We start from the raw sequence: 24,603 nt of genomic DNA, 5'->3' as shown, positions 1-24,603 counted from the left end.
CGTCTCCCCTGCCGCCTATCTGGTCGCGGCGGCTTGTTGCGGAACTGTGGGCGCGGCGGCCGCGCGCATGAGGCCCTGCGTCGCCGCGTAGGCCATGCAGGCGCCGACGTCGACGCTGCGGAAGGCGTTTTCGCGAAGCGCGATCGCGATCGCGTCGCCGTCCTGGAAACTCACTTCGCGCTCGCCGTCGAAGGCGAGGGTCCCGGCCTTGAGCGCGGGCCGCGCCGTCTCGCCGGGGAGGAGGCGGCTCCAGCCGGCGACCGCGACGGGCGCGACGAGGCCCGGCGCGAGGAGGCGCACGCGCAGGGCCGCCGGCTCGCGGCGCGACACGGGCTCGAGCAGGCCGGCGATCGCCGCCATGCCGATGACGTCGGGGTCGGCGAAGGCGACGTAAAGCTCGCGGAAGGTCTCGACGCGCCAGAGCGCCTTCGCGCCGACGTGGGAGTCGGAGACGACGGCGACGTCGACGAGCGCGACATGCGCCTCGCCGTTGACCTTCGCCTCGAGCAGCTTGTTGGCGCGAAAGGCGACGCCTTCGGGCGCCTGGCCGGTCGCGGCGAGCGCCGTCGCGAGGCCGACCACGGTCGGCTCGCGCAGCTCCGCGAAGGCGTTGTTGGCGCCGGTGGAGATCGCGGCGAGCGGCGTCGTTCCGCAATGGGCGACGACCGCGCGATGGGCGCCGTCGCCGCCGAGCGCCAGGATCGCCGCGACATTGGCGCGGGCCATCATGCGCGCGGCGACATGGGCGTCCTCGACGGCGCTCCTGACCGGCATGTCGAGGACGCTGAGGCGCGGATAGGGAGAGCCGCCGCGGCGCGCGGCGCGGTCGAGCGTGCGCTCGACGCTTTGGACGGGGCCGGCGCGGTCGGGCATCATCAGGACCTCGCCGACGCCGCCGGCGGCAAGGCCCGCGAGCGCGCGCATGACGGCGTTGGCCCGATCGGCGATCTGGACGCCCGACGCCTGCGCGACGACGCGCCGGACGTCGCGCGCCGAAAACGGGTTGGCGATGATGCCGACGACAGGCGTCAAGAGCGTGCTCCCTGCGCCGCATGGAACCCGCGGCCGCAGGACATAGCACAAGCAAGGCGCCAAGCCGCTCGCGACGTTTAATATTGTTTTGAATCAATTAGTTGAAGAATGCGGCCGCGGCCCGCAGATGCCTCGCCTGCGGCGACGCGACGCCACAGGCGAGGCGCGCTCCGCGTCCCGTCGCCTCAGTGCGCGCGCAGGTCCGTTCGCCGGGACGAGGCTTCGTCCAGCCGTTTCAGCTCAACGCGCGAGTTTGAAAAAGGCCGCACAATTTTTTGAGCGAAGGCTCATTTTCGCGCGAAGGCTCAAAATCCGCGCTTTTGCGGCGGCACGAGCCCGAGCCGGCGCATCCGCCGATGCACCGTCGTGCGGTCGACCCCGAGCGCGGGGGCGACGGCCGACACGTTCCAGCGGTGTTCGCGCAGCGTCTCAAGCAGATGGGGGAGCGCGTCCTCGCCGGCCTCGGCGGCCGGCGCCGGCCGTTCCGGCGGGGCGAGCGCGAACGTCGCGGCGGCGAGGAGCGTTTCGGGCAGATCGTCGAGGCTGATCTCGCTCCCCGGGCAGACGGCGCTCGCGTAGTCGAGGCAGTTGACGAGCTCGCGGACGTTGCCCGGCCAGGAATGGGCGCAAAGCGCGGCTCTCGCCTCCTCGCTCAGGCTCAGCGGCTCGCCGCAGGACGAGCGCCGCCGTTCGAGCAGGACGTCGACCAGCCGGCCCACGTCGGCGCGCCGGCGCAGCGGCGGCAGCGTCAGCACGGCGCCGTTGAGGCGGAAGTAGAGATCCTCGCGGAACGCGCCCTCCGTCACGAGCGCGAGGAGGTCGCGGTGCGTCGCGGCGAGCACCCTGAGGAGCCGCGTCTGCGAGGCGCGCGGGCATGTCGCCGATCTCGTCGAGGAACAGCGTGCCGCCGTCGGCCGAGAGCACGAGGCCCTTCTTGCCCTTGCCGCCGGCGCCGGTGAAGGAGCCCGCCTCATGGCCGAACAGCTCGCTTTCGATGAGGCTCTCCGGCAGCGCCGCGCAGTTCACGGCGACGAAGGGCTTGCCGGCGCGCGGCGAGGAGGCGTGCAGCGCCTTGGCGAGATGCTCCTTGCCGACGCCGGTCTCGCCCTGAATGAGGATGCTCATCTGGGTTCCGACGATCTTCGCGGCGCGGCGCAGCGATTCGAGCATCGCGGGATCGCCGGCGCACATTTCGCGCGGCAGCGGCGGCAGCGGCGGCGCCGGCGGGCGGACGCAAGCGAAGCGGATTCAAGTCCGAATGTTTTTCGCCGCCGAATCGGAATAGACTTCGGACAAACCTGGCCCATGCCGCGGTCCCGCGCCTCGCGCGTCCGCGCAGGCGTCCTTGGCGCGGGGAGCCTCATGTGCGGCGCATCACGCTTTTCCTCAAGGGCAACGTCGACGTCTACGACTCGCTGCATTCCTGCCGCCTCGGCGGACGGGTGACGTGGAACGGGCTGAACGAGATTCTGCGTCCGCAGGGCGTTTCGGTCCGCCTGAAGCATGAGACCTCGACCGGCGCGCAGGCCCTGCTCGAAGCAGGCGGCGACGTTCCGGCGGAGCTCGCCGGCTTCGACGCGCCGCTGCGCGCCTATCCGCTCGAAAGCCAGTTCAGCGCGAGGCTCTTCGCATCCGACGCCGACGCCTTCGTCCTCTCGGTCATGCCGGAGATCGCCGCGCGGCTCGTGCGGCACAGGGAAAAGGGCTTCCTGTTCTTTCCCTACGAGGCGGCGAGCTGGCCCGCCCCCCTGCGCGAGCGGCTCGCCCGCGAGTTCGTCGAGGTCCCGCCTTCCACGGTCGAGCAGTCGATGGAGGCGCTCGAAGGCGTCCTCGAACGCCTCGCCGCGCGATCCGACGCGCCGGTCCTCATCTACAACCTCTCCTGCGCAGCGCCGGGCGAGTTCATCCATTGCCATCTGGGGCTCGAGGACGCCTTCTCGACCGTGGCGCGGCGCTTCAACCTCGGGCTGATCGAGCTCTCCGCGCGCAGCGGCGTCTCGATCGTCGACGTCGACGCCGTCCTCGCGCGGGCGGGCGCCGACAGGCTCAAGCTCGACGCGACGCATCTTGCGCCCGAAGGCTGCCGCCTCGTCGCGCAGGAGGTCGCGCGCATCCTCGCCGACCTTGGCGTTCTCGAAGAGGAGCGCGCATGCGCGCGAGCGTGATCCTGCGCTCGCGCGACGAGGCGGCGCGGCTGCGCCTGACCCTCGCTTCGCTCCGGGCGCAGAGCGAGGAGGCCGAAATCGTCGTCGTCAACGACGGATCGGACGACGCGACGGACGACGTGCTGCGCGAGGCGACGCGCCTCGCCCCGCTCGTGCGGATCGACCATGAAAAGGCGCAGGGCCGCTCGCGCGCGGCGAACGCGGGGGCGGCGCGCGCCGGCGGCGACGTCCTGATCTTCCTCGACGGCGACACGCTGGCCGGCCCCGATTTCGTCGCGCGCCATCTCGCCGTCCATCGCCGCCTTGACGGAGCGCTCGCGCGCGGCGAGACGCTGCACCTGCGCCAGACGCGGCTCTTCCGCGATCCCGACGCGCTGACGCCGATGCCCGGCGAGGAGGCGCGCGTTTCGGCGATGAGCGCGGCCGACCTCGCCCGCGCGCGCGTCGGCGTGGACGAGGTCGCCGGCGATTTCGCCTCGATCGAGGCGCGCGCGCAGGAGGGAATCTATCCCGGCGCGGGGCCGCGGCGTCTCTATCAGCTGGAGATGGCCGCGCTGCGCGAGGCGCGGGGCTGCGCGGTCCTGTGGGCGGCCGCCTCGGGCTCGAACCAGTCCGTTCCGCGCGCCGCCTTTCTCGACAGCGGCGGCTTCGACGACGAGCTTTCGATCAACGAGCATCGCGAGCTCGCCCTGCGGCTGACGCAGGCCGGGCTCGCCATGGCGCCGGCGGACGGGGCGCGCTCCTTCCACATGATCCACCGCAGGGGCTGGCGCGACCCGCTCGTCGAGACGGACTGGGAGGCGCGCTTCTACGCGCGCCATCCGCTGCCCGAGGTCGCCCTGCTCGCCGTGCTGTGGGCGAGCCTTGCCGACGCGCCCGCCGTTCCCGCGCCGGCGCGCATCCTCTCCCTGCCGCAGCTCGCGGAGGCGGCGCGGCGCGTGGGCGTCGTGGGCCTCGAGGCGGCGCGGGCGGCGCATCTTTGCGCCTGCGCGGAACAGGGCGCCGCCCTTGGCTAGCCAAAACTTCCTGATCCGCGCCAAGCCGGGCGCGCTGGAACAGGCCGCCTTGCGGCGCGCCGTGACGCGCATGGAGGAAGCGCTCGTCGCCGCAGGGGCGGACGCGCCGCGCTTCGCCTTCGCGCCGCAGGGCGACGCGGCGCCGGACGACGGCGCGCCGCGCGAAATCGTCGTCCTGTCGCTCGCGCAGGACGTCGAGCCGCTTGCGCAGGCCTGGGACCAGACGCAGGCGCGCCTTCGCGCCGAGGTTCCAGCGGGCGCGAAAGCACATGAGTTCTTCTATCTGACGACCGTGTTCCGCTGCGTGCGCGACGAGGCGCCGGAGCTCGCCGCCGCGCGGCGGACGCGCATCCGCCGCCTGAACCTTCTCGCCGCCGAACTGTCGCAGGAGACCGGCGCCTTCGTCGTCGACCTCGACCGGGCGCTCGCCGACGTCGGCGGACGCGCGCTCGACGCCGACTGGCGGCTCGAATCCCCCTTCGCCGTCGAGGCGGCGGCGCGCCGCCTCGCCATGGCGCTCCTCTCCGGCGCCTGCGACGACCTTTTCCCCGCGACGACGCTGGAGGCGGCGCTGGCGCATCTGCAGGCGCTTCCGCCGCCCTGGCCGAGCGAAGGCCCGGCGCGCGCCGTCCCGGCCGGGCTCAACACGCTGTCGATGCGCGTCGGCGGCTTCACCCAGACGGTTCAGACCTTCGGCGAGACGGACGGCCAGGCCGCGCTCTATCTGCGCGCGCTGCTCTCGGGCGCGATCGGCCCGCGCGACGCGCTGGCCCGGCTCAACGCTGCGGTCGCGCGGCGGGGCCTGCGCCAATGCGCCATGCTCGCCTTCGGCGGCGCGGCGCGCCTCGCCGTTCGCCGCCTGCGGCCGAACGGCTCCGCCCGAGGGGGGCGCCCTTGAGCGCGCCGGCCCTGCTGCGGACCATGAAGCTGATCCGCGCCTTCGAGGCGGCCCTCGCCGCGCGGCGCGACCATGGCTTCCAGCTTCTTTCCGCCGGCGAGGAGGCGGTCGCCGCCGGTCTTTGCGCGGCGCTGGAGCCGGGGGACCAGCTCCTGACCGGCGGCCGCTCGATCGGCTTCGCCCTCGCGCGAGGGATCGCGCCGCGCCGTCTGATGGCCGAGCTGCTCGGACGCCGCGACGGGGTGAACGCCGGCCGCGCCGGGCGCGGCCATGTCAACGACAAGGAGAGCGGCTTCTTCGGCGCGCACGCCGTCGTCGGCGGCAATCTCACCGTCGCCGCGGGGCTGGCGCTGTCGCGCCAGCTTTCCGGGGAAGGCGGGATCGTCGCGGTCGTCTTCGGCGACGGCGCCTGCGGCGCGGGCGCGCTGCACGAGGCGCTGAACCTTTCCGCGCTGTGGCGCCTGCCGCTGGCGTTCGTGTGCGACGACAACGGCTATTCGGTCTCGACGCCGCGCGCCGCCGCGCTCGCGGCAAAGCGCCTCGCCGATCTCGCCGCGCCGTTCGGGATACCGTCGCGACGCGTCGACGGCATGGACGTCGAGGCGGTCGCCGACGCCGCGCGCGAGGCCGCGGAAGCCGCCCGCGCCGGCGGACCGTTCTTCCTCGAATGCGCCTCGGCGCGCTTTCTGAGCCACTCGACCACGGCGCGCGAGACGCGGAGCAAGGCGGAGCTCGACGCGCTGCGCGCGCGCTGCCCGATCGCCGCGTATCAGCGCCTTCTCGTCGAACGCGGCGATCTCGACGACGGCGCGCTGGCGGCGCTCGACGCGGAGGTCGCGCGCGAGGTCGCCGAAGCGCTCGCCTTCGCCGACGCCTCCCCGCTGCCGGACCCGCAGGAGGCCCTCGCCGATGTCTGGTGAGCCCCGCGCGCGGCGGCTGTTCTTCCGCGAGGCGATCGCCCGCGCGCTCGCCGAGGAGATGCGCGCCGATGCGCGCGTCCTCGTCGTCGGGCAGGACGTCGGCGCCTTCGGCGGCTCCTACAAGGAGTTCGACGGGCTTTTCGCCGAGTTCGGCCCGGCGCGCGTGCGCGACGCGCCGGTCGCCGAGAACGCCATGATCGGGCTCGGCGTCGGCCTCGCCGCCGGCGGCTTCCGCCCGCTGGTCAGCGTCACCTACATGGATTTCCTGATGCTCGGCCTCGACCCGCTCGTCAATTACGGGGCGAAGCTGCGTTTCAAGTCGGCCGGGCGGATGGGCGCGCCGCTCGTCGTCAAGACCACCGCCGGCGCCAAGGGCCAGGGCGTCGCCCATTCGCAATGCATCGAAGCGTGGCTGATGTCGGTTCCGGGCCTCAAGGTCGTCGCGCCCTCGAACCCGGCCGACGCCTACGGCCTCATGAAGGCGGCGCTGCGCGAGCGCGGACCCGTCGTCTACGTCGACCACAAGAAGCTCTTTCCCGGCGCGGGCGAGGTTCCGCTCGAGGAGGCGCCGACGCCGATCGGCGTCGCCAAAATTCTTCGCGCGGGAACGGACGTCACCCTCGTCTCGCATTCCTACATGGTCCGCATCGCGCTGGAGGCGGCCGAGCGCCTCGCCGAGGCGGGCGTCTCCTGCGAGGTGATCGACCTGCGCAGCCTCGCCCCGCTCGACGTCGAGACGCTGGCCGCGAGCGTCGCCCGCACCGGGGCGCTCTTGACCTTGGAGGAGGGCCAGCTCGCCTGCGGCGTCGGCGCCGAGGTTTTCGCGCGCGTCGGCGAGAGGCTGGGGCCGATCCGCGCCGCGCGCGTCGGCCCCCTGCCCGCGCCCGTCTCCTCCAATCCCGCGCTCGAGGCGGCGGTCGTGCCGGACGCCGCGCGCGTCGTCGCCGCGGCGAAGACGCTTTGCGCGCGCGCTCGCGCAAGAACCGGAGAGCCTGAATGATCTACAAGCTTGTCGTGCCGCGCGTCGGCGAGGACGTCGAGGAGATCCGCGTGCTCGAATGGCATGGCGAGACGGGGCGCAGATTCGCGCCCGGCGAGCTGATCGTCGAGCTCGAGACGCACAAGGCGCTCGTCGAGGTGCGCTGCGGCCAGCCGGGCGTATTGCGCGCGGCGCTCGCGCAGGCCGGGGACTGGGCGAAGCTCGAGACGCCGATCGCCCTGCTGAGCGACGATGAAGGCGAGGCCCTGCCCGCCGATCCCGGGCAGGCCGCCGAGCTCGCCGTGGACTTCACGGTGGACTGAACGCCCGCCCGGCGTCGGCGAGGATGCGCAAGACTTCTCCGCGCAAGAAGCGCTGCAGCTCCTCGCTCTGATGTATCCCGTCGGCGAGATGCCGCGCTCCGCCGATCTCGGCGGCGATGGCGTCGACGTCGAGGACGCCGAGGGCGCCCGCCGCGGCGAGGTCGTCCAGCATGAGGTTCGTCTCCTTGCCGGCGACGAAGGCGAGAGTGCGCCCGAGCGGCGGGTCGAAGGGCGCGTAGCTCAGAATGTCCTCGCGCCCCGAGCTCGACATGCGGTTGACGACGATGAGCCGCGTTCCGGCCGCCGCCTGCGCGAGCTGCGCGTAGTCCCGCGCGATGTCGTCGAGCGTCCTTTCCTGCGGCGCGAAGGCGGCGGAAAGCCAGGCCCTGACCGCCGGGCCGGCGCAGCGCAGGTCGTCGGGCAGGATATAAAGACGGTAGCCGAGCTTCCTGTGGCGCAGCAGCGCGCGCGGCTCGGCGCTCGACGACATCAGCGCGAATCGCGGCGCCCGCCCCGGCGAGAGCCCGCGCGAATCGAAGACGGCGCAGCGCTCGCGCAGCGGGCTCGCGCCAAGCTGCGAAAGGAGCGCGCCGGCGAAGACGAGATCGGCCGGGCTCGGCGCCGGGCGCGCGTCGGCGAAGAAGCCGCGCAGGTCCTGCGCGATCTCCTCCGCCTCGGCCGGAGCGCGCAAAAGCCCGTCGAGCAGCACGGGCGCGCAGGGCGCGAGCGGCTTCTCGAAGACGTGGACGACATGCGCCGGGCCATGTGTCGCCGCGAACAGCTCCAGGAAGGCGGCGCGCCGGCCGCGCATAAAACCCGTGGCGTCGCACAGACCCATGATCGCGAGGACGGGCGCCTGCGCCGCGCCCTCGCCCCAGAAGGCGCGCACGCGCGAATAAAGGCCCGGCAGCAGCGCGGGGCCGGCGTCGACCGGCCAGCCGATCCGCCGTCCGGCGAGGATCATCGCGCGCAGCGGCGCCTCTCCCGCCGCGCCGACGATCCGGCAGACCGTCTCGCCCGCCCGCCAGGGCTCGAACACGCGCTCGTCGAGCAGGCCGCCGGCGCCGGCGTCGTCGAATTCGAGCCGACCGCCGAGCGGGCTCGCGAGGATGGCCTGCGCGACGTCCTCGCCCTCGAAGGCCGCGCGCGCCGCGCCGTCGAGGGAGAGCGAGCAGAAGGCGACCGGCTCGCCCGGCGCGACGAGGCTACCCTCCTCGCGCAGAAGGGCGAGGCCGGAGCGCCCGGCGCCGACGCCGAGCGGGGGAAGGGTCAGCGCGGCGCCCATCGATCCTGTCTCACCGGCCTTGCGCCGACCACATGTCGGGGCGCCACAGAATCGCGGCGGCGCTCGCGCGCAGCGCGCGGGCGGGCGCGCCGTCCGGGTCGTCGCCCGGATCGTCGGCGAACAGGGCGAGCGGCGCGCCGGGCGCGCAGGTTCCCCCGAGCGGCACGAGCAGGCGCACGAGCCGCGCCTTCTCGCGCGTGACCAGCCGGTAATAGGAGATCGGCGGGCAGGCCTGCGAGGCGACGTCGCCGAGATCGACGCTGAGGTCGAGGAGCTTGCCGCCCTGCGGCGCCTCGCCCTCCGTCACATGCACCGCTTCGACGCGGGCCTCGCTCATGTTAGGAATGAGCTTGGGAAGCGCCAGCTCGTACAGCATGTCTTCTCCTGAACCTCGTCTTCCGCGTCTCGCGCCGCAGCGAGCATTGGGCGCCGCATGCGTTTTGTCGATTCCCGGCGGAGCGAGAAAAGGTTCGGCCCGGGGCCCGCCTTCGACGACCGCCGCCGCACGACGGCGCAGGAGCGCGTCGTCGCCATGCTGCGGCTCGGCGGCTTCGCCTTCGCGCCGGATCGGGCGGGCGCCGAACGCGAGGCGCGCGAAGCGCTCGACGGCTGGGCGTCCGACGGCCTGCCCTTCGCGACCGACGCCAGCGGCGCGCGGCGCTTCGATCCGGTCGAGGTCGTTTGTTTTCTGAAGCGGCGCGGGCTTGGCGGACAAGACCCGTTCTTCGCGCGACGCTGGGTCGAAACGGGCCGGCGCCTCGTCGAAAGCCTCGCGCAGGCGCAGGGCGCGCAGATCGAATTCTCGCTGCGCCGGCGCTTCGCGATCCACGCGCCCGCCGGCGCGCGCCTGCGGCTGCGCGCTCCGGCGCCGCTCGAGAGCGTGCACGGGCCGGGAGCGGTCGCCCGCGCCGACGTCGAGGGGCTGGACGAGGCGCGCGTCAAGGCGGGCGAGGGGCGCCTCGAAATCCGCGGCGTCTCGCGCGGCCCGGGCGTCGTCGAGCTCGCCGCGACCTATCTTCTTTCGCGCGAGGCCGCGCCGTCCGCCGATCCGCCGCAGCCCGTCCATCTCGCGTCGCGCGAGGGGCTCGTCTGCGTCGACGCGCAGGTGGCGGAGCTCGCCCGCCGCCTCGCCGGGACGCCGGCGCGCCCTGAAGCGGCGCTCAAGGCCTTCTGGTCCTACATGCTGGACGAGCTTTGCTGCGGCCCTGTCCCCTATGAGCGGATCGACCCGCGCGCGCCCTGCGCTTTCGTCCTGCGTTCGGGCAGGTATGACTGCCAGCTCGGCGCGGCGCTGTTCGTCGCGCTGTGCCGCGCGGTCGGCGTCCCGGCCCGCGTCGTCGGCGGCCACGTCCTTTACGAGAAGGCCCCGACCAATCATTTCTGGGCCGAAGCCTGGCTCGACGGGCGATGGGCTCCGTTCGACTTCCTGTGCTTCGACCTTTCTCTCGGCGGCCGGGACGCGGCGTGGCGCGAGCGCTTCTTCGGTCGCCTCGACGCCCGCCTCATCGCCGAGCGCCGCCCGCTCGAATTCACCGGCGCGCCGGGCGTGACGATCCCGGCCATGTGGCGCGTCCTCCAGACGCCTGAGGCGGACGGCGCGCGCATCGCGCTCGAAGGCGTCGACGGCGCGCCGGTCCTTTCCGACCTCGTCTCCGTCAGGCCGGCGCCGTGAGCCCGAGGGACGCCGGCGCTATGAGCCCGTCACAGCGTGAAGGCCGGGCCGTTGCGTCCGCGCACCTCGATCGCGCCGGGCGCGAATCCGAAGGGCGCGAGCCCTTCCCTCACCTCTTTTTCGCGCCGGCGCAGCAGCCCGCGCGAGATGGAGAGCTCGTCGGCGAGCATCCGGTGATGACCCTCGCTCCAGGTGTTCGCGCCATGGCTCGCGTAGACGTAAAGCCAGGGCTTTTCGGCGACATAGCCGACGGCGCCGCGCGCGATCAGCGCCCTCGCCACGGCGAGGTCTTCGCCGCGCCGCGCCTCCTCGCCCGTCTCGGGGTAGCGCAGCGCCGGCGCGCGGCGCGCCATCAGCGTTCCCGGGTGCCCGCCCGCCGGCGTCGCCTTCCAGTTGGTCCAGGCCATCGCGCCCTCGCGCGGGAAATGCTGCATGACGTCCTGCAGATAGACGGCCTCGCCGTCGCCGCGCGCGAGGGCGTCGAGCTGGGCCGCGAGGCGCGCGGGATGCGAGCGGTCGTCGTCGTCCCACTGGCAGACGATGTCCGCTCCCGCCTCGGCGAGGCTCAGGTTGCGCAGCGCGCCGAGGCTCGGCTCGCCTTCCGGCTCGACGAGGCGGATCGAGGGATCGCCGAGCTCCGCGACGAACGTCCGCACGCGCGCGCGCGCCTCGCCGGCGCGCGGGTCGAGGACGATGACGAGCGACCTCTCTGCATGGGTCTGGCGGCGCCAGTCGGCGACGCTGTTCCGGAGGAAGGCGAAACGCTCGCCGACCGGCAGGCTGACCATCAGGCAGGCGACATGGGCCACTTTCGTCCCCGCTCCGCGCGAAAGGCGTCCTCTTGACGGCCGGCGCCGCGCCGCCCGATCCCGCCGCGCCGACGCGCGGGCTGATCGCCGACGAAGCCGAACGGGTACTTCGCGCCCATGTCCTTGAAAAGTGGTTTCCGGCGGCGATCGATCCGGCCGGCGGCTTCCACCAGAATTTCGCGCCCGACTGGCGCAGGCTCGAGGGCGGGCCGCGCTCCGTCGTGTTTCAGGCGCGCATGACATGGACTGCGGCGGCGGCGAACTCCGAATATCCCGGCGAGACGCTTTTCGCCGAGGCGAACCGCCATGGCCTCGCCTTCCTCGCCGCGCGGTTTTGGGACGAGCGCCGCGGCGGCTTCTTCTTCGCGGCCGGCCCGGACGGCCCCGGCGCGGACGGCGCCAAGCACGCCTACGGCCAGGCCTTCGCGATCTTCGCCGCGTCGGCGAGCCCCGGCGCGGGCGCGCTCGACCTCGCGAGAGATGCTTTCGCATGGCTCGACCATCATGGCCGCGACCCGCGCCATGGCGGCTATTTCGAGCAGTTTTCGCGCGAGGGCGAGCCGATCTTGCGCCGGCGTGGGCGCGACGAGATCGGCGAAACCTACGGCGGAAAATCGCTCAACGTCCATCTCCATCTGCTCGAAGCCTTCAGCGCGCTCCACCGGCGCTGGCCCGACCCGCGCCTGCGCGCGCGCCTCGCCGAACTCCTCGCCCTCCTGCGCGGCGCCGCCGCGTCAGGCGGGCTCGCGACGAGCTTTCGCCGCAACTTCCGCCCGAGGCGCCGGCCGTTGCGCGCTCTGGCGCGAAGCCTCGCGCGCCGCGAGGCGCCGAGCCTGCGCGCCGGGCAATCCTATGGGCACAATCTCGAAGCGGCCTGCCTGATGGACGAGGCCGCGCAGGCGCTCGGCGAGGACGCGGGCGCGGATGGGACGGCGAGGGCGCTGGTCGACCGGGCGCTCGAGGAGGGATGGGACGAGGCGAACGGCGGCTTCCGCCACCTCGGCCCGCCCGGCGCCGACGCGCGCAAGCTGTGGTGGGTTCAGGTCGAGGCGCTGAACGCGCTTTTGCTCATGCACGCGCGCCACGGCGAGGAAACCTCGCGTCACCGCGACGCCTTCCGCCGCGCATGGGACTTTCTCCTCGTGCGCCAGCTCGACGCGCGCCATGGCGGCTTGCATCCTGTCCTCGCGCCGGACGGGCGCCCGCTCGACGCGCCGAAAGGCGACGGCTGGACCGACCCCTACCACCAGACCCGCGCGCTGCTGAACGTCATGCGGACGCTGCGCAAAGCGGACGCTCAGCGCCCCTTGCCGTAAGCCTTGACGAGCCGCTCGCGCTTCAGGCGCGACAGGCGCTCGAGCCAGAAAATTCCGTCGAGCTGGTCGATCTCGTGCTGCAGGCAGACCGACAGGAAGCCCTCCGCCGCCTCCTCGCGCGGCGCGCCGGAGAGGTCCTCGCACGCCACCCTCACCCGCGCGGCGCGTAGAACCTCGGCGCGCGCGCCCGGCATCGAGACGCTGCCCTCGACCCCGCGGATCTTCTCCTGCGACGCCTCGAGGATCGCCGGATTGACGTAAAAGCGCGGCGCGCCGGGCTCGATCTCGATAACGACGAGGCGCGAGAGGACGCCGCAATGGGGCGCCGTGATTCCGACGCCGCCGGCCGCGCGCATCGCCGCGAGCAGGTCCTCGGCGAGGCGGGCGAGCGCGTCGTCGAAGGCTTCGACGGGCGCGGCCTTCCGGCGCAGGCGAGGATCGGGAAAGGCGAGGACGCTAAGGCTCATGCGCGCCATCCCCTACGCGCCGGGTCCTCGCGCGTCAAAGGCGAACCGGCGGCGGGGCGGGGCGTTGCAACGCGAGCGAACAGGGAGCCTCCCATGAAGATCAGCAACGTCGCCGACCTTTTGGTCGAAACGCTCCTCGTCGTCGGCGTCGAGCGCGTCTACGGCGCCGTCGGCGACAGCCTCAACGCCGTGACCGAGGCGATCCGGGCGAGCTCGAAGGCGCGCTGCGCCGCGCGCTCGCCCACGACGGGCCGGCGCTGGCCGACGTCGTCGTCGCGAGGCGGGAGCTCGCGCCGCCGCCCAAAATCGCCGCCGAGCAGGTCAGGGCTTCGGCCTCTATGCGCTGAAGGCGGTGATGAGCGGGCGCGGCGACGAGCTCGTCGACCTCGTCCGCGCCAATCTCCTGCGTTGACCCTGCGCGAAAATTCTTCGCAACCGGAAACGGGGCCGCCGCGTTCTCCAGTTGGACGGCGCAGCGCCGCGCGCAGGGGCGCAGCGGCGCGAGCCGCATGAATGTCGGAGAGTTGGATGGTCAGGGCCGGAATGGCGGCGGCGGCCGCGGTTCTTTTGATGGCGGGCGCGGCGGCGGCGCAGGTGCGCACGATCGGACCCGCCGCGCCGTTGCTGATGAGCGGGCGCAGCGTCGCCGTCACCTCCCTCGCCGCGCCGGCGCGCGAGACGCATGCGACGCCGGCCGCGCCCGCGCAGACGCGCGGAGCGGCGCCGGCCGAAGCGGGCTCGACGGTCCCGCCCGCCGCGCGCTAGCCGCGACCTGCGGGCCGCTCAGGAAAACGTGAAGACGCGGTGGGCGAGGAAGGTCCATAGCGTCAGCACGCCTGTCGTCACGACCTGAGCCGGAAGATAAGGCGCGCCCATCGCGTCGACGAACAGGCGCATCAACCCGTAGTTGAACGCCGCCGCCGCCAGCGCCACGGCTGCGAAGCGCCACAGCGCGCGCCGGTGCGGGGCGTCGGAGCGGAAGGTGTGACGCCGGTTCAGCGCATAGGACAGCGCCGCGCCGGCGAGCGCGCCGGCGAACGAGGCGCGCGGCGGCGCGGCCGAAAGCCCCTCCACGAGGGCGACGAGCACGAAATAGTGCAGCGCGGTCGCCGCCGCGCCGACGCCGACGAAAGATGAAAGCTGGCGCGTCAACTCCTTCATCGCTATACATCGCCTCCCGCCGCAGAGCGCGGCGCGGTTTCGCCCGACGCGGCGACGCGGTCAAGCCGGCCCGCCCTCCAACGGTCGCCGGCCGCAACTCAAGGAGCTCTCCCATGAAGGCGTCTTTCCGGCGGTTCTCCGCCGCCCTCCTCGCCGCCGGCGCCCTCGCCGGCCTCGGCGGCGGCGCGCAGGCGGCCTGGACGCGCGCCGGCGTGCTCGACTGCAACGTCGGCGCGGGCTTCGGCTTCATCATCACCTCGAGCCGGGCGCTTTCCTGCGTGTTCACGCCCCGTCGCGGCCCGGTCGAGCATTACGTCGGCACCGTCCGCCGCTTCGGCCTCGACATCGGCTTCACCAACGGCGGCCGCTTCGTGTGGGCCGTGCTCGCGGCCGGCCGCGCCGTCCCGCCATACGCCCTCTCCGGCGAATTCGTCGGCGCAGGCGCCAACGCCGCCTTCGGCGGCGGCCTCACCGCCAACGCGCTGGTCGGCGTCAACAACCGCTCGATCAGCCTGCAGCCGCTGTCGGTCGGCGTCGAGACCGGCGTCAACCTCTCGGCCGGCGTCGGCGCGCTGCGGCTCGAGGCGGTCGCCAACCCGCGCTGAAGGCCCGCCTTCAGCCCAGGCGCCGCGCGCGGCCGCATATTGCGGGGCGCGGCGCCGCCGCCTAGATTTTGCGGCGCGGCGCTCCGCCGCGCCCCGGAGCCGCCTCATGACCTCGTCCGAGCGAAAGCCCTTCTCCGCCTCCGGCCACGCGCGGCTCATCGTCCTCGGCTCGGGCCCGGCCGGCTACACCGCGGCGATCTACGCCGCGAGGGCCATGCTGGAGCCCACGCTGATCGCCGGCTTCGAGTCCGGCGGCCAGCTCATGATCACCACCGACGTCGAGAACTATCCGGGCTTCGCCGAGCCGATCCAGGGGCCCTGGCTCATGGAGCAGATGCGGCTGCAGGCCGAGAAGGTCGGGACGCGCATGGTCGCCGACCACATCGTGCGCGCCAACCTCTCGCGCCGCCCGTTCCGCCTGTTCGGCGACAGCGGCGCGGCCTACGCCTGCGACAGCCTGATCATCGCGACGGGCGCCAAGGCGAAATGGCTCGGCCTGCCGTCGGAGGACGCGTTCAAGGGCTATGGCGTCTCCGCCTGCGCGACCTGCGACGGTTTCTTCTATCGCGGCAAGGACGTGATCGTCGTCGGCGGCGGCAATTCGGCGGTCGAGGAGGCGCTCTATCTCAGCCATCTCGCCGCGCGCGTGACCGTCGTCCATCGGCGCGACGCCTTCCGCGCCGAGCGCATCCTGCAGGAGCGCCTGTTCGCGAGGCCCAACGTCGAGGTGGTCTGGAACTGCGCCGTCGAGGAGATCCACGGGACGCAGGACCCGCCCGGCGTCACCCATGTCACGCTGAAGGACGTCTCGACCGGCGCCCTGCGTCCGCTCGAGGCGCACGGGCTGTTCGTCGCCATCGGCCACCAGCCGGCCTCCGAGCTGTTCAGGGACCAGCTCGAGATCAAGCCGAACGGCTATATCTTCACCGCCCCGGACTCGACGCGCACGAGCGTCGAGGGCGTGTTCGCCGCCGGCGACGTGACGGACGACGTCTATCGCCAGGCGGTGACGGCCGCCGGCATGGGCTGCATGGCCGCGCTCGAGGCCGAGCGCTTTCTGGCGGCCGAGGCGCATCAGGCGCAGACCGCGCAGCTCTATTGACTTAAGCTCAAGGCGAGGGGGCGCCGGCGTCCCCTCGTTTCGCGGCCCGTCGCTCGAGGCGTCCGCTTTTGCGGAAAGCCCCGAGCTGTTCGGACGGACGCTAATCCGGGATGATGAGAATCTTCTCCCAGAAGTCGCATTTATGCGAAGCGGAGAACTGCGCGTCGGTGATCGCGGTCGAAACCGGGATGTTCTGCGCGAACACCGTCGGCTTGCCGCCCTTGGCGGCGTAGCGCGGCCACGGGCTGTCGCCCTGCCCGTTGGGATTTCCCGTATAGGCGAAGCTCGCCCAGGCTTGCACGAGCTGGTCGGAGAGCCGGCTTTGCAGCCGGTTCAGCTCATGCGGGATCCCCTCGGGGCCGCCATGATAGAGCGGGAAGAGATACTGGATGTCCGCCGTGTGGTAGGCGAGCGCCTGGAAGCCCGGCATCTTCGGGAAGTAGAAGGGCGCCGTGCGGTCCTGGAACTCATAGGCGTAATATTGCGTCTGCGGCCCCAGGATGCGGTCGTAGTGGCGCGCGCGGCAGGCGCCGGGATCGGTCTGCACCGCGTCCAGGGCGAGCTGCGGCGAGGCGTAGGCGTAGAGCGGATATTTCGCCAGAACCTTCTCGACGGTTCCCGCCGGATAGTTCGGCGGCGTGTTGATCGGCCCGGCGGGGCCGCTGTAGGTCGTCTTCACATAGGTCGTGAAGTCGTCCGCCGTGAAGGCGACGCGCGGCTTCTTGAAATACTCCGCGATCCCGAGGCTGAAATTGGCTTCGTCCTGGACGCGCCCGTTCATCATCGGCACATGGGCGAACTGGCCGTTCGACCAGGCCTCCCAGGGCTGGAGCGGAATGACCGCGCCGTCGACGAAGGGGCCGGTGATATAGGGCCCGTTGGCGCTCTGCGTACCCGAGAGCGTCAGCACCTTCGAAGCCGGCAGCGCGCGCAGGCATTTCGCGGTCTTGGTGTCCGCCCCGTCGCCGCATTTGGCGGCGACGCCGAACGCCTTGCCCCGCGTCAGCGCGATATCGGCGGTCGGGATCGTGCTCGGCACGCTGCTTTCGTAGATCGCGCGGTCGAGCAGGCCCTTCGACAGCGGCGAGATGACGTGCATGCCGGTGTCGGAGGCGCCGGCCGACTGGCCGCCCACCGTGACGTTGTTCTTGTCGCCGCCGAAGGCGGCGACGTTGCGCTTCACCCAGTTGAGCGCGAGCTGCTGGTCCATGATCCCGTAATTGCCGAACTTGCCCTTGTTCAGCGCCGGATGGGACAGGAAGCCCATGAGGTTGAGGCGATAGTTCACGGTGACGACGACGAGGCGGCCCTGAACCGCGAGCTTGGTCGCGTCATAATCGTTGCTTTCGCCGTCGACGTTGCCGCCGCCATGGATCCAAAACAGCACCGGCAGCTTGCTTTGCGCCGCCGATTCGACGTTCGGCGAGAACACGTTGAGATAGAGGCAGTCCTCATTGTTGTTCGCCGGGCCGGCGAACACGCCGAGCGTGGTGATCTGGGCGCAGGTCGGGCCGAAGGCGGTCGCCTTCAGGATGGATTTCCAGGCGTCCTTGCGCTTGGGCGGCTCCCAGCGCAGGTCGCCGACAGGAGGCTCGGCGTAGGGAATTCCAAGGAAGACCGCGGCGCCGTTCTTGTAGACGCCCTCGACCGTCCCTTCCTGAGTCACGGCTCTCGGGCCGCTCGCCGCGATCGCGAAGTGGGCCGCGAGCGCCGCTCCCGCCGCGACGACGACGCTGAGCGCGCGTCGTCCCGCCCATGCGCGCCGGGCCTGTTTCGACTCCTGAGACATGTTCCCTCCTCGCCGTCGCTTGGGCGACGGACGAGGGACCATAGGCGGGCGCGCAGGCCGCGCTCTTCCATGAAATTCCGCTCCTTGGCATGAAATGGCTGCGGCGGAGATAATTCATCCTACAGCGCAGCGTCGTAAATTTAGAAAATGAATCAAGAACCTATGCAACTTGCAGGCGATCACTAAGTTTTGACCCCAACGATAAGATGTCAGGGACGAAACGCCATGCACAGGGTGGAGACCTATTCTCCGCGCCATGCGATCGAGCGCCGGCGCGGCTGGGGCGCCGGCTCGATGCTGGTGCGCACGCAAGGCCCGGACGGGCGCTGCGAACGGGACATCTTCCGCCGCGACCTCGCCATAGGCGTCTGCTTCCAGAATCCGGGCAGCGCGGTCAGCTGGCGGCTGGAAGGCGAGCCGGCGCTCGACAAGACATGGCCGCAGGCGGGGGGAACGCACGACATGATCGTGCTGCCGCCGGAACACAAGTTCGAGTGCCGTTGCCAGGGAGCCGGCGAAGGGTTGTGGCTGTTCGTCGAGCCCGACTCCCTCGTTGACGACGCGCGCGTGAAAACCTTCGCTTCGCGCCCGCGCGTCGACGCCTCATGGGCGAGGGATCGCCTCGCCTTCGCGCTCGCGTGCGAATTGCGCAAGGAGAGCGCCAACGGCTTTCCGCGCGGGCCGATGTTTCTGGAAAGCGCCGCCGGCGCCTTCCTCGCGCAGCTCGCCTACGCCTGCCTGCGCGAGGAGCGCGCCGAGCCGCGCCAGCGCCTCTCCGGGCCGCGGCTGCGCCTCGCGCTCGACTATATCGAGGCTCACCTCGACCACAACGTGACGCTCGGCGAGCTCGCCGCCCTCACCCGCCTGACGCCGCGCTATTTCTGCAGCGCCTTTCGCGAGGCGACGGGGCGCCCGCCGCACCAGTTCCAGATCGAGCGCAGGGTGGAGCGGGCCAAGCAGCTCCTGATCGAGGGCGACCTGCCGCTGATCGAGATCGCCTATTGCGTCGGCTTCGCGAGCCAGAGCCATCTCAACGCCTATTTCCGCCGCTTCGTCGGCACGACGCCGGCGCATTTTCGCGCCGAGGGCGGGGCGAAGGCGCCCTGCGAGCGCCGCGCGCGCGCCTGAGCGATCATCTTCGCGTGAAGCTCGTCGCGCGCCTCGCCAGGCGCCGGCGCGGCGTCCATTCTCCTCCTGCGCCACCCGGCGCGGGAGGGCTATCCATGACGAAACTGCGCGTTATTCTGTCCGCCGCCGTCCTTTCGCTCGCCGCCGCGGCGGCGCAGGCCCAGTCGGCCGCCCCCGCCGCCTCGACCGCCCCGCCCAGGGCCGCGGCGCCTGCGCCGGCGGCCGCGCCCGCCAAGGCGAAGCCCGCCGCGCTCCTCGACCTCAATTCGGCGAGCCTTTCCGACCTGCAGGCGCTGCCCGGAATCGGCGACAAGCGCGCCGCCGACATCGTCAAGAACCGGCCTTACAAGGGCAAGGACGAGCTCGTCCAGAAGAAGATCATCCCCGCCGCCGTCTACGACAAGATCAAGGACAAGATCATCGCCAAGCAAAGCTAGGACGCCGGTCCGCCGCCTGGCGCGGCGGCGCCGTTCAACTTGACATGAACATGTGCTAAGCGCGGCGCATCCGCAGCCCGGCCGTCGCCGCGCGCCCGCAGTTCAAGGAAGGCGTCATGTTTCCCAAACCCCAGCCGCAGCTCTTCCCCAACACGCTCGCCTACGAGACGACGCCGATGGTGAAGCCGACGGGCTTTCGCGAATATGACGCCCGCTGGCTGTTCGAGAAAGAGATCAACCTGATGGGCGTGCAGGCGCTCGGGCTCGGGCTCGGGACCTTTCTGCGCGAGGCGGGCGTCAAGCCGGAGATCGTCGTCGGCCACGACTTCCGCTCCTATTCCGCCTCGATCAAGCTCGCCCTCGTCGCCGGGCTGATGGCCGCCGGCGTGAAAGTGCGCGACATCGGCCTCGCCCTCTCGCCGATGGCCTATTTCGCGCAGTTCGCGCTCGACTGCCCGGCGGTCGCCATGGTCACCGCCTCGCACAACGACAACGGCTGGACCGGCGTCAAGATGGGCGCGCAGCGCCCGGTCACCTTCGGCCCCGACGAGATGAGCCGGCTCAAGGAGATCGTGCTGTCCGGCGCCTATGGCGCGGCGCCGGGCGGCGCCTATGAATATGTCGAGGATTTCCCCAAGGTCTACGCCGCCGACCTGCTCGACCGCGCGAAGCTCAAGCGCAGGCTCAAGGTCATCGCCGCCTGCGGCAACGGCACGGCGGGCGCCTTCGCGCCGAAGATCCTCGAGGCGCTCGGCTGCGAGGTGATCCCGCTCGACGACGAGCTCGACTTCACCTTCCCGCGCTACAACCCCAACCCCGAAGACCTCGAGATGCTGCACGCCATCGCCGCGAAAGTGCGCGAGAGCGGCGCCGACGTCGGGCTCGGCTTCGACGGCGACGGCGACCGCTGCGGCGTCGTCGACGAGCGCGGCGAGGAGATCTTCGCCGACAAGATCGGCGTCATGCTGGCGCGCGACCTCTCGACGCTTTATCCGGACGCGACCTTCGTCGTCGACGTCAAGTCGACGGGCCTGTTCGCCTCCGACCCCGAGCTCAAGGCGCGCGGCGTCAAGGCCGACTACTGGAAGACCGGCCATTCCTACATCAAGCGCCGCGTCAGCGACCTCGGCGCCCTCGCCGGCTTCGAGAAGTCCGGCCATTTCTTCTTCAACCGGCCGGTCGGGCGCGGCTATGACGACGGAATCCTGACGGCGATCCACGTCCTCGAGATGCTCGACCGCAACCCGGACAAGTCGATGTCGCAGCTCTACGCCGCGCTGCCCAAGACCTGGGGCTCGCCGACCATGTCGCCGCATTGCGACGACGAGAAGAAATACGGCGTCGTCGAAAAGGTGCTCACCCGCTTCAAGGCGATGCAGGAGAAGGGCGAGCCCTTCACCGGCCAGAAGATCGAGAGCCTCGTCACCGTCAACGGCGTGCGCGTCACGGTCGAGGACGGCACCTGGGGCCTCGTGCGCGCCTCCTCGAACAAGCCCGAGCTCGTCGTCGTCGTCGAGAGCCCGGTTTCGGAAGCCCGCCTGCGCGAAATGTTTTCCGCGCTCGACGCCGTGCTGCGCGAGAACCCCGAGGTCGGCGCCTACAACCAGACGATCTGACGGAACGGGGCGCTCGCGCGCGCCCTCCTCAATCCTTGCCGTTCACGAGGCCGGCCGACCCATGGGCCGCCGGCAGGATCGGCGCGTCGCTCAGGAAGGTCGAGGCGAGGCCCGGCGAATTGGTCGAGGCCGCGTTCCAGATCGTCGGGTTGATCGAGCCCGTCGAGAGCCGGTAGTTGACCGCGCAATTGACGCAGCTTCCGCCCTGGAAGACGACGCCGCTCATCGCGCCCGATCCGCTGTCGACGTAGGAGCCGCCGCCGGCGTTCTGGTAGAAAGTGTAGTGGTTGAAGCCCTCGTTGTAGACGTAGGGAAAGGTGCCCTTGCGCGCGGTGATCTTGTTGGAGCGCGCCTCCGCGCCGAGCACGCTCTTGCCCGCGAAGTCATTGCCCGAGATCATGACGAAGCAGATCGACACATAGGAGGGGAACAGCCCGCTCGCATTCGTCAGCACGTTCCTGTTGATCTCGATGTTGCGCGAGACGTTGAAGAAATCGCGGCCCGGGACGCCCGGCGCCTGCGACGGCGTAAGATAGATGCCGCCATTGTTGACGAGATGGTTGCCGACCGTCGAGACGTTGAGGAAGGCGCCGTGGTACATGGCGATTCCGACCGGATTGCCGCTCATCGAATTGCCGCGGATGATCGCGTTCTCGAAGGCCGGGGCCGAGATCGCGAAGCGGTCGCCCGGCGCGGGCGTCACGTCGAACGGCGGATCGACGGTGAAGGTCGAGCCGTCGAAGCCGGCGATCCTGCGCCACTGGCCGGCGCCGGCGCCGCTGAAGACAATGACCTTCGAGCGCGGATAGACGACGAAGGGACATGAGTCCGGCGGACATTTGACGGCGTCGGCGATGGTCGTCGCGGAGGCCGAGGAGACGACGCCCGAATATTCGCGCGGATTGGGTCCGCCGCCCTCGTTGAGGATGGTTTCGCCGTCGTTGTTGTTCCACAGCAGCGTCCCGTTGGAGACGGCGAAAGTGTTGTTCTGGATGACCACGTTCGTGGCGAAATTGAGCGTCAGCTGGCGGCCCATGACCCGCGAGATGGTTTCGCCGACGCGCACCGGCCGATTGAGGAACGGCCAGGTCATCGTCGCCGCCTCCTTCGGCCCGGCGACGATGACGTCGGCCGCGCTGCGCGTGAAGCGGTTCGCCTCGATGATCGCGTTCTCGACCCTGTTCATCGAGTTCTGGTTCGTCGCGAAGGCGACGCTGTTGTTTCTGAAGACGAGATTGGTTATGTCGCTCAGCAGCAATGGGCCGAGGCCGCCGGTCTTGCTGGCGGGATCGCCGTTGAAGTAGTTGATCTTCTGCGAGAACGTCGAGTTCATGACGGCGATGCGGTCGCCGCGCAAGTTGATCGGCCCGCCCGTGCCGAGGTCCCACACGACCCGCTGGATGAGCACCTTCGACACCGGCTGCGACCATGTGCCAAGGTTGGTCGTGGCGCTCGTCGCGTCGAGATTCTGAAATGCGACGTCGACGATGGCGACCTGGCTCGCGCCCGACGCTATGATGACGCCGCGCGGCCCGTTCGAATAGATGATCTTCGTCGAGCCGGAGCCCGCGCCGCGCAGCGTCACGCCGGAATAAAGGGTGATCTCGTTCGGCCCGGCGTTGTAGACGCCGGCCGGCAGGTAGACGACGCCGCCTGTGCGCGCGGCGAGGCGGCTCGCCTGGTTGATCGCCGCCGCGTCATTGGTCTTGCCGTCGCCCTTCGCCTTGATCTGCAGGGCGGGATCGGTCTTCACATTGTAGACGTGATGATCGGCTTCGACCGAGGTCGGCGAGCCGGCCTTGTAGCGCGGCCCGTCGGCGGCGATGAAGTCATAGGCCCATGGCAGGCCGCTCGCATAAGGGTCGACGCCCGCGGCGTGCCCCTGCGCCGTCGCTTCGCTCTGCGCGCCCGCGGCGTAGCCGTTCGAGACCGCGACCGTGTAGCTGTGGCCGGGAACGACGCCGGCCGGCGGCGTGGCGTAAAGCGCGTAGGCGTCGCTGCCGGAAAGCGTGACGGGCGCCTTGAGCGCGGCGCCCGTCGCCACATCGGTCAGCGTCGCCGTCGGCGCGAGCGTCCCGAGGTAGAGGTTGCGGCCGAACACGCGAAAGCGCGTCCCCGGCGCGATGTCCGGCATGTCGAAATGATGCGCCTCGGGCGCGTTGAGAAACACATGCGGGCTCGAGACCGTCCCGTTCTGCGCCCAGACCTCGTAGACGTCGAGCGCCGCCGTCTTGGGAATTTCGGCGACGATCGTCGAGTCGTCGCCCCTCTTGACGGCGATCTCGACGGCCGCGCCCTGGCGCGAGCCCTTCAGGAACAGGCGCGGGGCCGCGCCGAAGCCCGACCCCTGCAGGCTGAACACGTCGCCGGGCTTGGCCGTGAACGGGCGGTTGACGATCGTCGGCCCCGCCGCGTCGGCGCGGGCGGTTTTGGCCGACGCCGGCCCCGCCGGGGAGAGCGGACAAGCGAGAGAGAAAGCGAGGAGCCCGGCGGCGGCCGGGACCGCCGAGCGCCGGGCGCGCGTCGACTTTGCTTCGAACACTTCGATCCTCCTGAAGAACGGCGCGCCTGCGCGCGCGATATCGCGCGCCGCGACGGCGACGCCTGCCTGGGGAAGATCAGTGGCAAACAGACGTTACGTCAGATGCAGCGCGCGCGCCGCATTCTTAGGGAATATATTGCCTAAACTTGTAGATGAGGGCGTTCGCGACGCAGCGTGACGCGGAACGACGCTGCGTCGGGCGCGGCGAATTCTATCCCCAGAGCTCGCGCGAAGCGGGATGGATCAGCGAGCCCTCGTAGACGAGCCCGTCCGGCCGATCTTTCGCCAGAAGCAGCGGGCCGTCGAGGTCGACGTAGCGCGCCTCCTGCGCCGCGAGCAGCGCCGGGGCCATGGCCAGCGAGCTCGCCACCATGCAGCCGACGAAAAGCTCGAAGCCGAGCGCGCGCGCCTCAAGGGCGCAGGCGAGCAGCTCGGTGAGCCCGCCGGTCTTGTCGAGCTTCAGGTTGACGGCGTCATAGCGCGCGCGCAGCGCGGCGAGCCCGCCGCGCGCATGGGCGCTCTCGTCGGCGCACACCGGCAGCGGCCGCGCGACGCGGCCGAGCAGATCGTCGCGTCCGGCCGGCAGCGGCTGCTCGACGAGCGCGACGCCGGTTTTCGCGCAAAATTCGAGCTTGCGCTCCAGGTCGGCCTCGCTCCAGGCCTCGTTGGCGTCGACGATCAGGCTCGCGTCAGGGGCGGCGGCGCGCACGGCGAGAAGGCGCGCCTCGTCGCCTTCGCCGGCGAGCTTGATCTTGAGCAGCGGCCGGGCCGCCTCGCGCGCGGCGCGCGCCGCCATCTCCTGCGGCGTCCCGACCGAGATCGTATAGGCGGTGGCGAGCGGGCGCGGCGCCGGCAGGCCGGCGAGCTCATGCGCCCTGCGGCCGGAAAGCTTCGCCTCGAGGTCCCACAGCGCGCAGTCGAGGGCGTTGCGCGCGGCGCCCGGCGCGAGCAGCCGCGCCAGCTCCTCGCGCCCCGCCCCGGCCTCGAGCGCGCCGCGGACCCCCTCGATCTGCGCGAGCGCGCTGTCGACGCTCTCGCCGTAACGGGCGTAGGGCGTCGCCTCGCCGCGCCCGCGCGCGCCGCCCTCAAGGATCTCGACGACGACGACCACGGCCTCGGTCTTCGCGCCGCGCGAGATGACGAAGGCGTCCTTCAGGGGAAAGCGCTCGACGGCGCAGTTGAGAACGCGCATAGGGGACGCTCGCCAATCATGGGCGCGCCGCGCCGCAGGCCTTCGACGCCCGCCGCTTAAGGGCGGCCGCCGCCCCGGTCAAGCGCCGTCCCTCGCGGCCTCGACTTCGCCGCCGCGCGTCGCTACATCTTTCGCGTCGCGGCGCGGAG

At 71.4% G+C, this 24,603-nt stretch carries 24 protein-coding genes and 2 pseudogenes; 15 read left to right on the top strand and 11 right to left on the bottom strand.

All coding sequences use genetic code 11. The features are described 5' to 3' along the window. Window positions 1-15: 15 nt before the first annotated feature. The 3 genes and pseudogenes from ACE3OG_RS03655 to ACE3OG_RS03645 form a co-directional block, all read right to left on the bottom strand. On the bottom strand, window positions 16-1,032 hold the full coding sequence (locus ACE3OG_RS03655) for an NAD(+)/NADH kinase (RefSeq protein ID WP_374306134.1): 1,017 nt from the start codon (window positions 1,030-1,032) through the stop codon (window positions 16-18). Between the two features lie 305 nt (window positions 1,033-1,337). Beyond that, window positions 1,338-1,874, bottom strand: coding sequence for a helix-turn-helix domain-containing protein (locus ACE3OG_RS03650; protein WP_374306133.1), 537 nt, complete (start codon window positions 1,872-1,874; stop codon window positions 1,338-1,340). A gap of 79 nt (window positions 1,875-1,953) precedes the next feature. Further along, window positions 1,954-2,157, bottom strand: a pseudogene (locus ACE3OG_RS03645) (sigma 54-interacting transcriptional regulator); the annotation flags it as partial. A 239-nt stretch (window positions 2,158-2,396) separates the two neighbouring features. Here ACE3OG_RS03645 and ACE3OG_RS03640 point away from each other — a divergent pair. From ACE3OG_RS03640 to ACE3OG_RS03615, 6 genes are read left to right on the top strand one after another with little or no spacing between them, the layout of a single operon-like run. Continuing rightward, entirely contained in the window at window positions 2,397-3,197 is an 801-nt protein-coding gene (locus ACE3OG_RS03640; RefSeq protein ID WP_374306132.1) for a hypothetical protein, read from the top strand. After that, on the top strand, window positions 3,182-4,213 hold the full coding sequence (locus ACE3OG_RS03635; protein ID WP_374306131.1) for a glycosyltransferase family 2 protein: 1,032 nt from the start codon (window positions 3,182-3,184) through the stop codon (window positions 4,211-4,213). The genes ACE3OG_RS03640 and ACE3OG_RS03635 overlap by 16 nt, the downstream gene beginning before the upstream one ends. Continuing rightward, on the top strand, window positions 4,206-5,111 hold the full coding sequence (locus ACE3OG_RS03630; protein WP_374306130.1) for a hypothetical protein: 906 nt from the start codon (window positions 4,206-4,208) through the stop codon (window positions 5,109-5,111). The genes ACE3OG_RS03635 and ACE3OG_RS03630 overlap by 8 nt, the downstream gene beginning before the upstream one ends. Further along, a complete protein-coding gene (locus ACE3OG_RS03625; RefSeq protein ID WP_374306129.1) occupies window positions 5,108-6,031 on the top strand; it encodes a thiamine pyrophosphate-dependent dehydrogenase E1 component subunit alpha in 924 nt (307 codons plus the stop codon). Before ACE3OG_RS03630 ends, ACE3OG_RS03625 begins: the two co-directional genes overlap by 4 nt. After that, window positions 6,021-7,031: an alpha-ketoacid dehydrogenase subunit beta gene (locus ACE3OG_RS03620; RefSeq protein WP_374306128.1), complete on the top strand. Its 1,011-nt coding sequence runs from the start codon at window positions 6,021-6,023 to the stop codon at window positions 7,029-7,031. Before ACE3OG_RS03625 ends, ACE3OG_RS03620 begins: the two co-directional genes overlap by 11 nt. Beyond that, window positions 7,028-7,333, top strand: a complete 306-nt coding sequence (locus ACE3OG_RS03615) for a lipoyl domain-containing protein (protein ID WP_374306126.1) — start codon at window positions 7,028-7,030, stop codon at window positions 7,331-7,333. The genes ACE3OG_RS03620 and ACE3OG_RS03615 overlap by 4 nt, the downstream gene beginning before the upstream one ends. Here ACE3OG_RS03615 and ACE3OG_RS03610 read toward each other — a convergent pair. Further along, on the bottom strand, window positions 7,320-8,618 hold the full coding sequence (locus ACE3OG_RS03610) for a hypothetical protein (RefSeq protein ID WP_374306125.1): 1,299 nt from the start codon (window positions 8,616-8,618) through the stop codon (window positions 7,320-7,322). The genes ACE3OG_RS03615 and ACE3OG_RS03610 overlap by 14 nt on opposite strands. Before the next feature lie 10 nt (window positions 8,619-8,628). Next, entirely contained in the window at window positions 8,629-8,994 is a 366-nt protein-coding gene (locus ACE3OG_RS03605; protein ID WP_374306124.1) for a hypothetical protein, read from the bottom strand. A gap of 57 nt (window positions 8,995-9,051) precedes the next feature. Here ACE3OG_RS03605 and ACE3OG_RS03600 point away from each other — a divergent pair, with 57 nt between their 5' ends. Further along, the gene (locus ACE3OG_RS03600) at window positions 9,052-10,290 is read left to right on the top strand and encodes a transglutaminase family protein (RefSeq protein WP_374306123.1); all 1,239 of its coding nucleotides are present in this window, start codon (window positions 9,052-9,054) and stop codon (window positions 10,288-10,290) included. Window positions 10,291-10,319: 29 nt separating this feature from the next. Here ACE3OG_RS03600 and ACE3OG_RS03595 read toward each other — a convergent pair whose 3' ends face one another. After that, window positions 10,320-11,099 (bottom strand): glycosyltransferase family 2 protein, encoded by a 780-nt coding sequence (locus tag ACE3OG_RS03595; protein WP_374306122.1) that lies wholly within the window; start codon window positions 11,097-11,099, stop codon window positions 10,320-10,322. A 32-nt stretch (window positions 11,100-11,131) separates the two neighbouring features. Between ACE3OG_RS03595 and ACE3OG_RS03590 the strand changes: the two genes are divergently transcribed. Beyond that, window positions 11,132-12,415, top strand: coding sequence for an AGE family epimerase/isomerase (locus ACE3OG_RS03590; RefSeq protein ID WP_374306121.1), 1,284 nt, complete (start codon window positions 11,132-11,134; stop codon window positions 12,413-12,415). Here ACE3OG_RS03590 and ACE3OG_RS03585 read toward each other — a convergent pair. Then, complete coding sequence (locus tag ACE3OG_RS03585; RefSeq protein ID WP_374306120.1) at window positions 12,397-12,882, bottom strand: peptide deformylase; 486 nt, start codon at window positions 12,880-12,882, stop codon at window positions 12,397-12,399. The two genes, ACE3OG_RS03590 and ACE3OG_RS03585, sit on opposite strands and share 19 nt — an antisense overlap. 200 nt (window positions 12,883-13,082) lie before the next feature. On the opposite strand from ACE3OG_RS03585, the pseudogene ACE3OG_RS03580 reads away from it, so the two are divergent. Both ACE3OG_RS03580 and ACE3OG_RS03575 read left to right on the top strand, forming a co-directional pair. Then, a pseudogene (locus ACE3OG_RS03580) lies at window positions 13,083-13,294 on the top strand (pyruvate dehydrogenase); the annotation flags it as partial. A 116-nt stretch (window positions 13,295-13,410) separates the two neighbouring features. Continuing rightward, the gene (locus tag ACE3OG_RS03575; protein WP_374306119.1) at window positions 13,411-13,647 is read left to right on the top strand and encodes a hypothetical protein; all 237 of its coding nucleotides are present in this window, start codon (window positions 13,411-13,413) and stop codon (window positions 13,645-13,647) included. 18 nt (window positions 13,648-13,665) lie between these two features. Here the strand turns inward: ACE3OG_RS03575 and ACE3OG_RS03570 are convergent, their stop codons facing one another. Continuing rightward, window positions 13,666-14,043 carry a GtrA family protein gene (locus tag ACE3OG_RS03570; protein ID WP_374306118.1) on the bottom strand — a complete coding sequence of 126 codons (378 nt, stop codon included), beginning with the start codon at window positions 14,041-14,043 and terminating at the stop codon, window positions 13,666-13,668. A gap of 113 nt (window positions 14,044-14,156) precedes the next feature. Here ACE3OG_RS03570 and ACE3OG_RS03565 point away from each other — a divergent pair, with 113 nt between their 5' ends. Further along, window positions 14,157-14,648 carry a DUF992 domain-containing protein gene (locus ACE3OG_RS03565; protein WP_374306116.1) on the top strand — a complete coding sequence of 164 codons (492 nt, stop codon included), beginning with the start codon at window positions 14,157-14,159 and terminating at the stop codon, window positions 14,646-14,648. A 106-nt stretch (window positions 14,649-14,754) separates the two neighbouring features. Continuing rightward, window positions 14,755-15,750: a thioredoxin-disulfide reductase gene (gene trxB / locus ACE3OG_RS03560; protein WP_374306115.1), complete on the top strand. Its 996-nt coding sequence runs from the start codon at window positions 14,755-14,757 to the stop codon at window positions 15,748-15,750. Window positions 15,751-15,850: 100 nt separating this feature from the next. Here trxB and ACE3OG_RS03555 read toward each other — a convergent pair whose 3' ends face one another. Further along, window positions 15,851-17,539 (bottom strand): carboxylesterase/lipase family protein, encoded by a 1,689-nt coding sequence (locus ACE3OG_RS03555; RefSeq protein WP_374306113.1) that lies wholly within the window; start codon window positions 17,537-17,539, stop codon window positions 15,851-15,853. A 225-nt stretch (window positions 17,540-17,764) separates the two neighbouring features. On the opposite strand from ACE3OG_RS03555, the gene ACE3OG_RS03550 reads away from it, so the two are divergent. The 3 genes from ACE3OG_RS03550 (at window position 17,765) to ACE3OG_RS03540 (ending at window position 20,720) form a co-directional block, all read left to right on the top strand. Then, window positions 17,765-18,667, top strand: coding sequence for a helix-turn-helix domain-containing protein (locus ACE3OG_RS03550; RefSeq protein ID WP_374306112.1), 903 nt, complete (start codon window positions 17,765-17,767; stop codon window positions 18,665-18,667). A 95-nt stretch (window positions 18,668-18,762) separates the two neighbouring features. Next, on the top strand, window positions 18,763-19,104 hold the full coding sequence (locus tag ACE3OG_RS03545) for a ComEA family DNA-binding protein (RefSeq protein WP_374306110.1): 342 nt from the start codon (window positions 18,763-18,765) through the stop codon (window positions 19,102-19,104). A 116-nt stretch (window positions 19,105-19,220) separates the two neighbouring features. Beyond that, window positions 19,221-20,720 carry a phosphomannomutase/phosphoglucomutase gene (locus ACE3OG_RS03540; RefSeq protein WP_374306109.1) on the top strand — a complete coding sequence of 500 codons (1,500 nt, stop codon included), beginning with the start codon at window positions 19,221-19,223 and terminating at the stop codon, window positions 20,718-20,720. Window positions 20,721-20,748: 28 nt separating this feature from the next. Here the strand turns inward: ACE3OG_RS03540 and ACE3OG_RS03535 are convergent, their stop codons facing one another. Both ACE3OG_RS03535 and dgcA read right to left on the bottom strand, forming a co-directional pair. Beyond that, window positions 20,749-23,262, bottom strand: a complete 2,514-nt coding sequence (locus ACE3OG_RS03535) for a glycosyl hydrolase family 28-related protein (protein ID WP_374306107.1) — start codon at window positions 23,260-23,262, stop codon at window positions 20,749-20,751. Window positions 23,263-23,473: 211 nt separating this feature from the next. After that, window positions 23,474-24,454: an N-acetyl-D-Glu racemase DgcA gene (gene dgcA, locus ACE3OG_RS03530; RefSeq protein WP_374306106.1), complete on the bottom strand. Its 981-nt coding sequence runs from the start codon at window positions 24,452-24,454 to the stop codon at window positions 23,474-23,476. Window positions 24,455-24,603 lie beyond the last annotated feature (149 nt).

The organism is Methylocella sp. (assembly GCF_041905455.1).
GTDB lineage: Bacteria > Pseudomonadota > Alphaproteobacteria > Rhizobiales > Beijerinckiaceae > Methylocapsa.
This window is presented reverse-complemented; position numbering and strand designations above follow the sequence as displayed.

What these genes read in the sequence shown, in the direction of transcription:
- ACE3OG_RS03635 (WP_374306131.1), top strand. Translation starts at nt 3,182, where the DNA reads ATGCGCGCGAGCGTGATCCTGCGCTCGCGCGACGAGGCGGCGCGGCTG.
- ACE3OG_RS03620 (WP_374306128.1), top strand. Translation starts at nt 6,021, where the DNA reads ATGTCTGGTGAGCCCCGCGCGCGGCGGCTGTTCTTCCGCGAGGCGATC.
- ACE3OG_RS03615 (WP_374306126.1), top strand. Translation starts at nt 7,028, where the DNA reads ATGATCTACAAGCTTGTCGTGCCGCGCGTCGGCGAGGACGTCGAGGAG.
- ACE3OG_RS03610 (WP_374306125.1), bottom strand. Translation starts at nt 8,618, where the DNA reads ATGGGCGCCGCGCTGACCCTTCCCCCGCTCGGCGTCGGCGCCGGGCGC.
- ACE3OG_RS03605 (WP_374306124.1), bottom strand. Translation starts at nt 8,994, where the DNA reads ATGCTGTACGAGCTGGCGCTTCCCAAGCTCATTCCTAACATGAGCGAG.
- ACE3OG_RS03600 (WP_374306123.1), top strand. Translation starts at nt 9,052, where the DNA reads ATGCGTTTTGTCGATTCCCGGCGGAGCGAGAAAAGGTTCGGCCCGGGG.
- ACE3OG_RS03585 (WP_374306120.1), bottom strand. Translation starts at nt 12,882, where the DNA reads ATGAGCCTTAGCGTCCTCGCCTTTCCCGATCCTCGCCTGCGCCGGAAG.
- ACE3OG_RS03575 (WP_374306119.1), top strand. Translation starts at nt 13,411, where the DNA reads ATGGTCAGGGCCGGAATGGCGGCGGCGGCCGCGGTTCTTTTGATGGCG.
- ACE3OG_RS03570 (WP_374306118.1), bottom strand. Translation starts at nt 14,043, where the DNA reads ATGAAGGAGTTGACGCGCCAGCTTTCATCTTTCGTCGGCGTCGGCGCG.
- ACE3OG_RS03565 (WP_374306116.1), top strand. Translation starts at nt 14,157, where the DNA reads ATGAAGGCGTCTTTCCGGCGGTTCTCCGCCGCCCTCCTCGCCGCCGGC.
- trxB (WP_374306115.1), top strand. Translation starts at nt 14,755, where the DNA reads ATGACCTCGTCCGAGCGAAAGCCCTTCTCCGCCTCCGGCCACGCGCGG.
- ACE3OG_RS03555 (WP_374306113.1), bottom strand. Translation starts at nt 17,539, where the DNA reads ATGTCTCAGGAGTCGAAACAGGCCCGGCGCGCATGGGCGGGACGACGC.
- ACE3OG_RS03550 (WP_374306112.1), top strand. Translation starts at nt 17,765, where the DNA reads ATGCACAGGGTGGAGACCTATTCTCCGCGCCATGCGATCGAGCGCCGG.
- ACE3OG_RS03545 (WP_374306110.1), top strand. Translation starts at nt 18,763, where the DNA reads ATGACGAAACTGCGCGTTATTCTGTCCGCCGCCGTCCTTTCGCTCGCC.
- ACE3OG_RS03540 (WP_374306109.1), top strand. Translation starts at nt 19,221, where the DNA reads ATGTTTCCCAAACCCCAGCCGCAGCTCTTCCCCAACACGCTCGCCTAC.
- dgcA (WP_374306106.1), bottom strand. Translation starts at nt 24,454, where the DNA reads ATGCGCGTTCTCAACTGCGCCGTCGAGCGCTTTCCCCTGAAGGACGCC.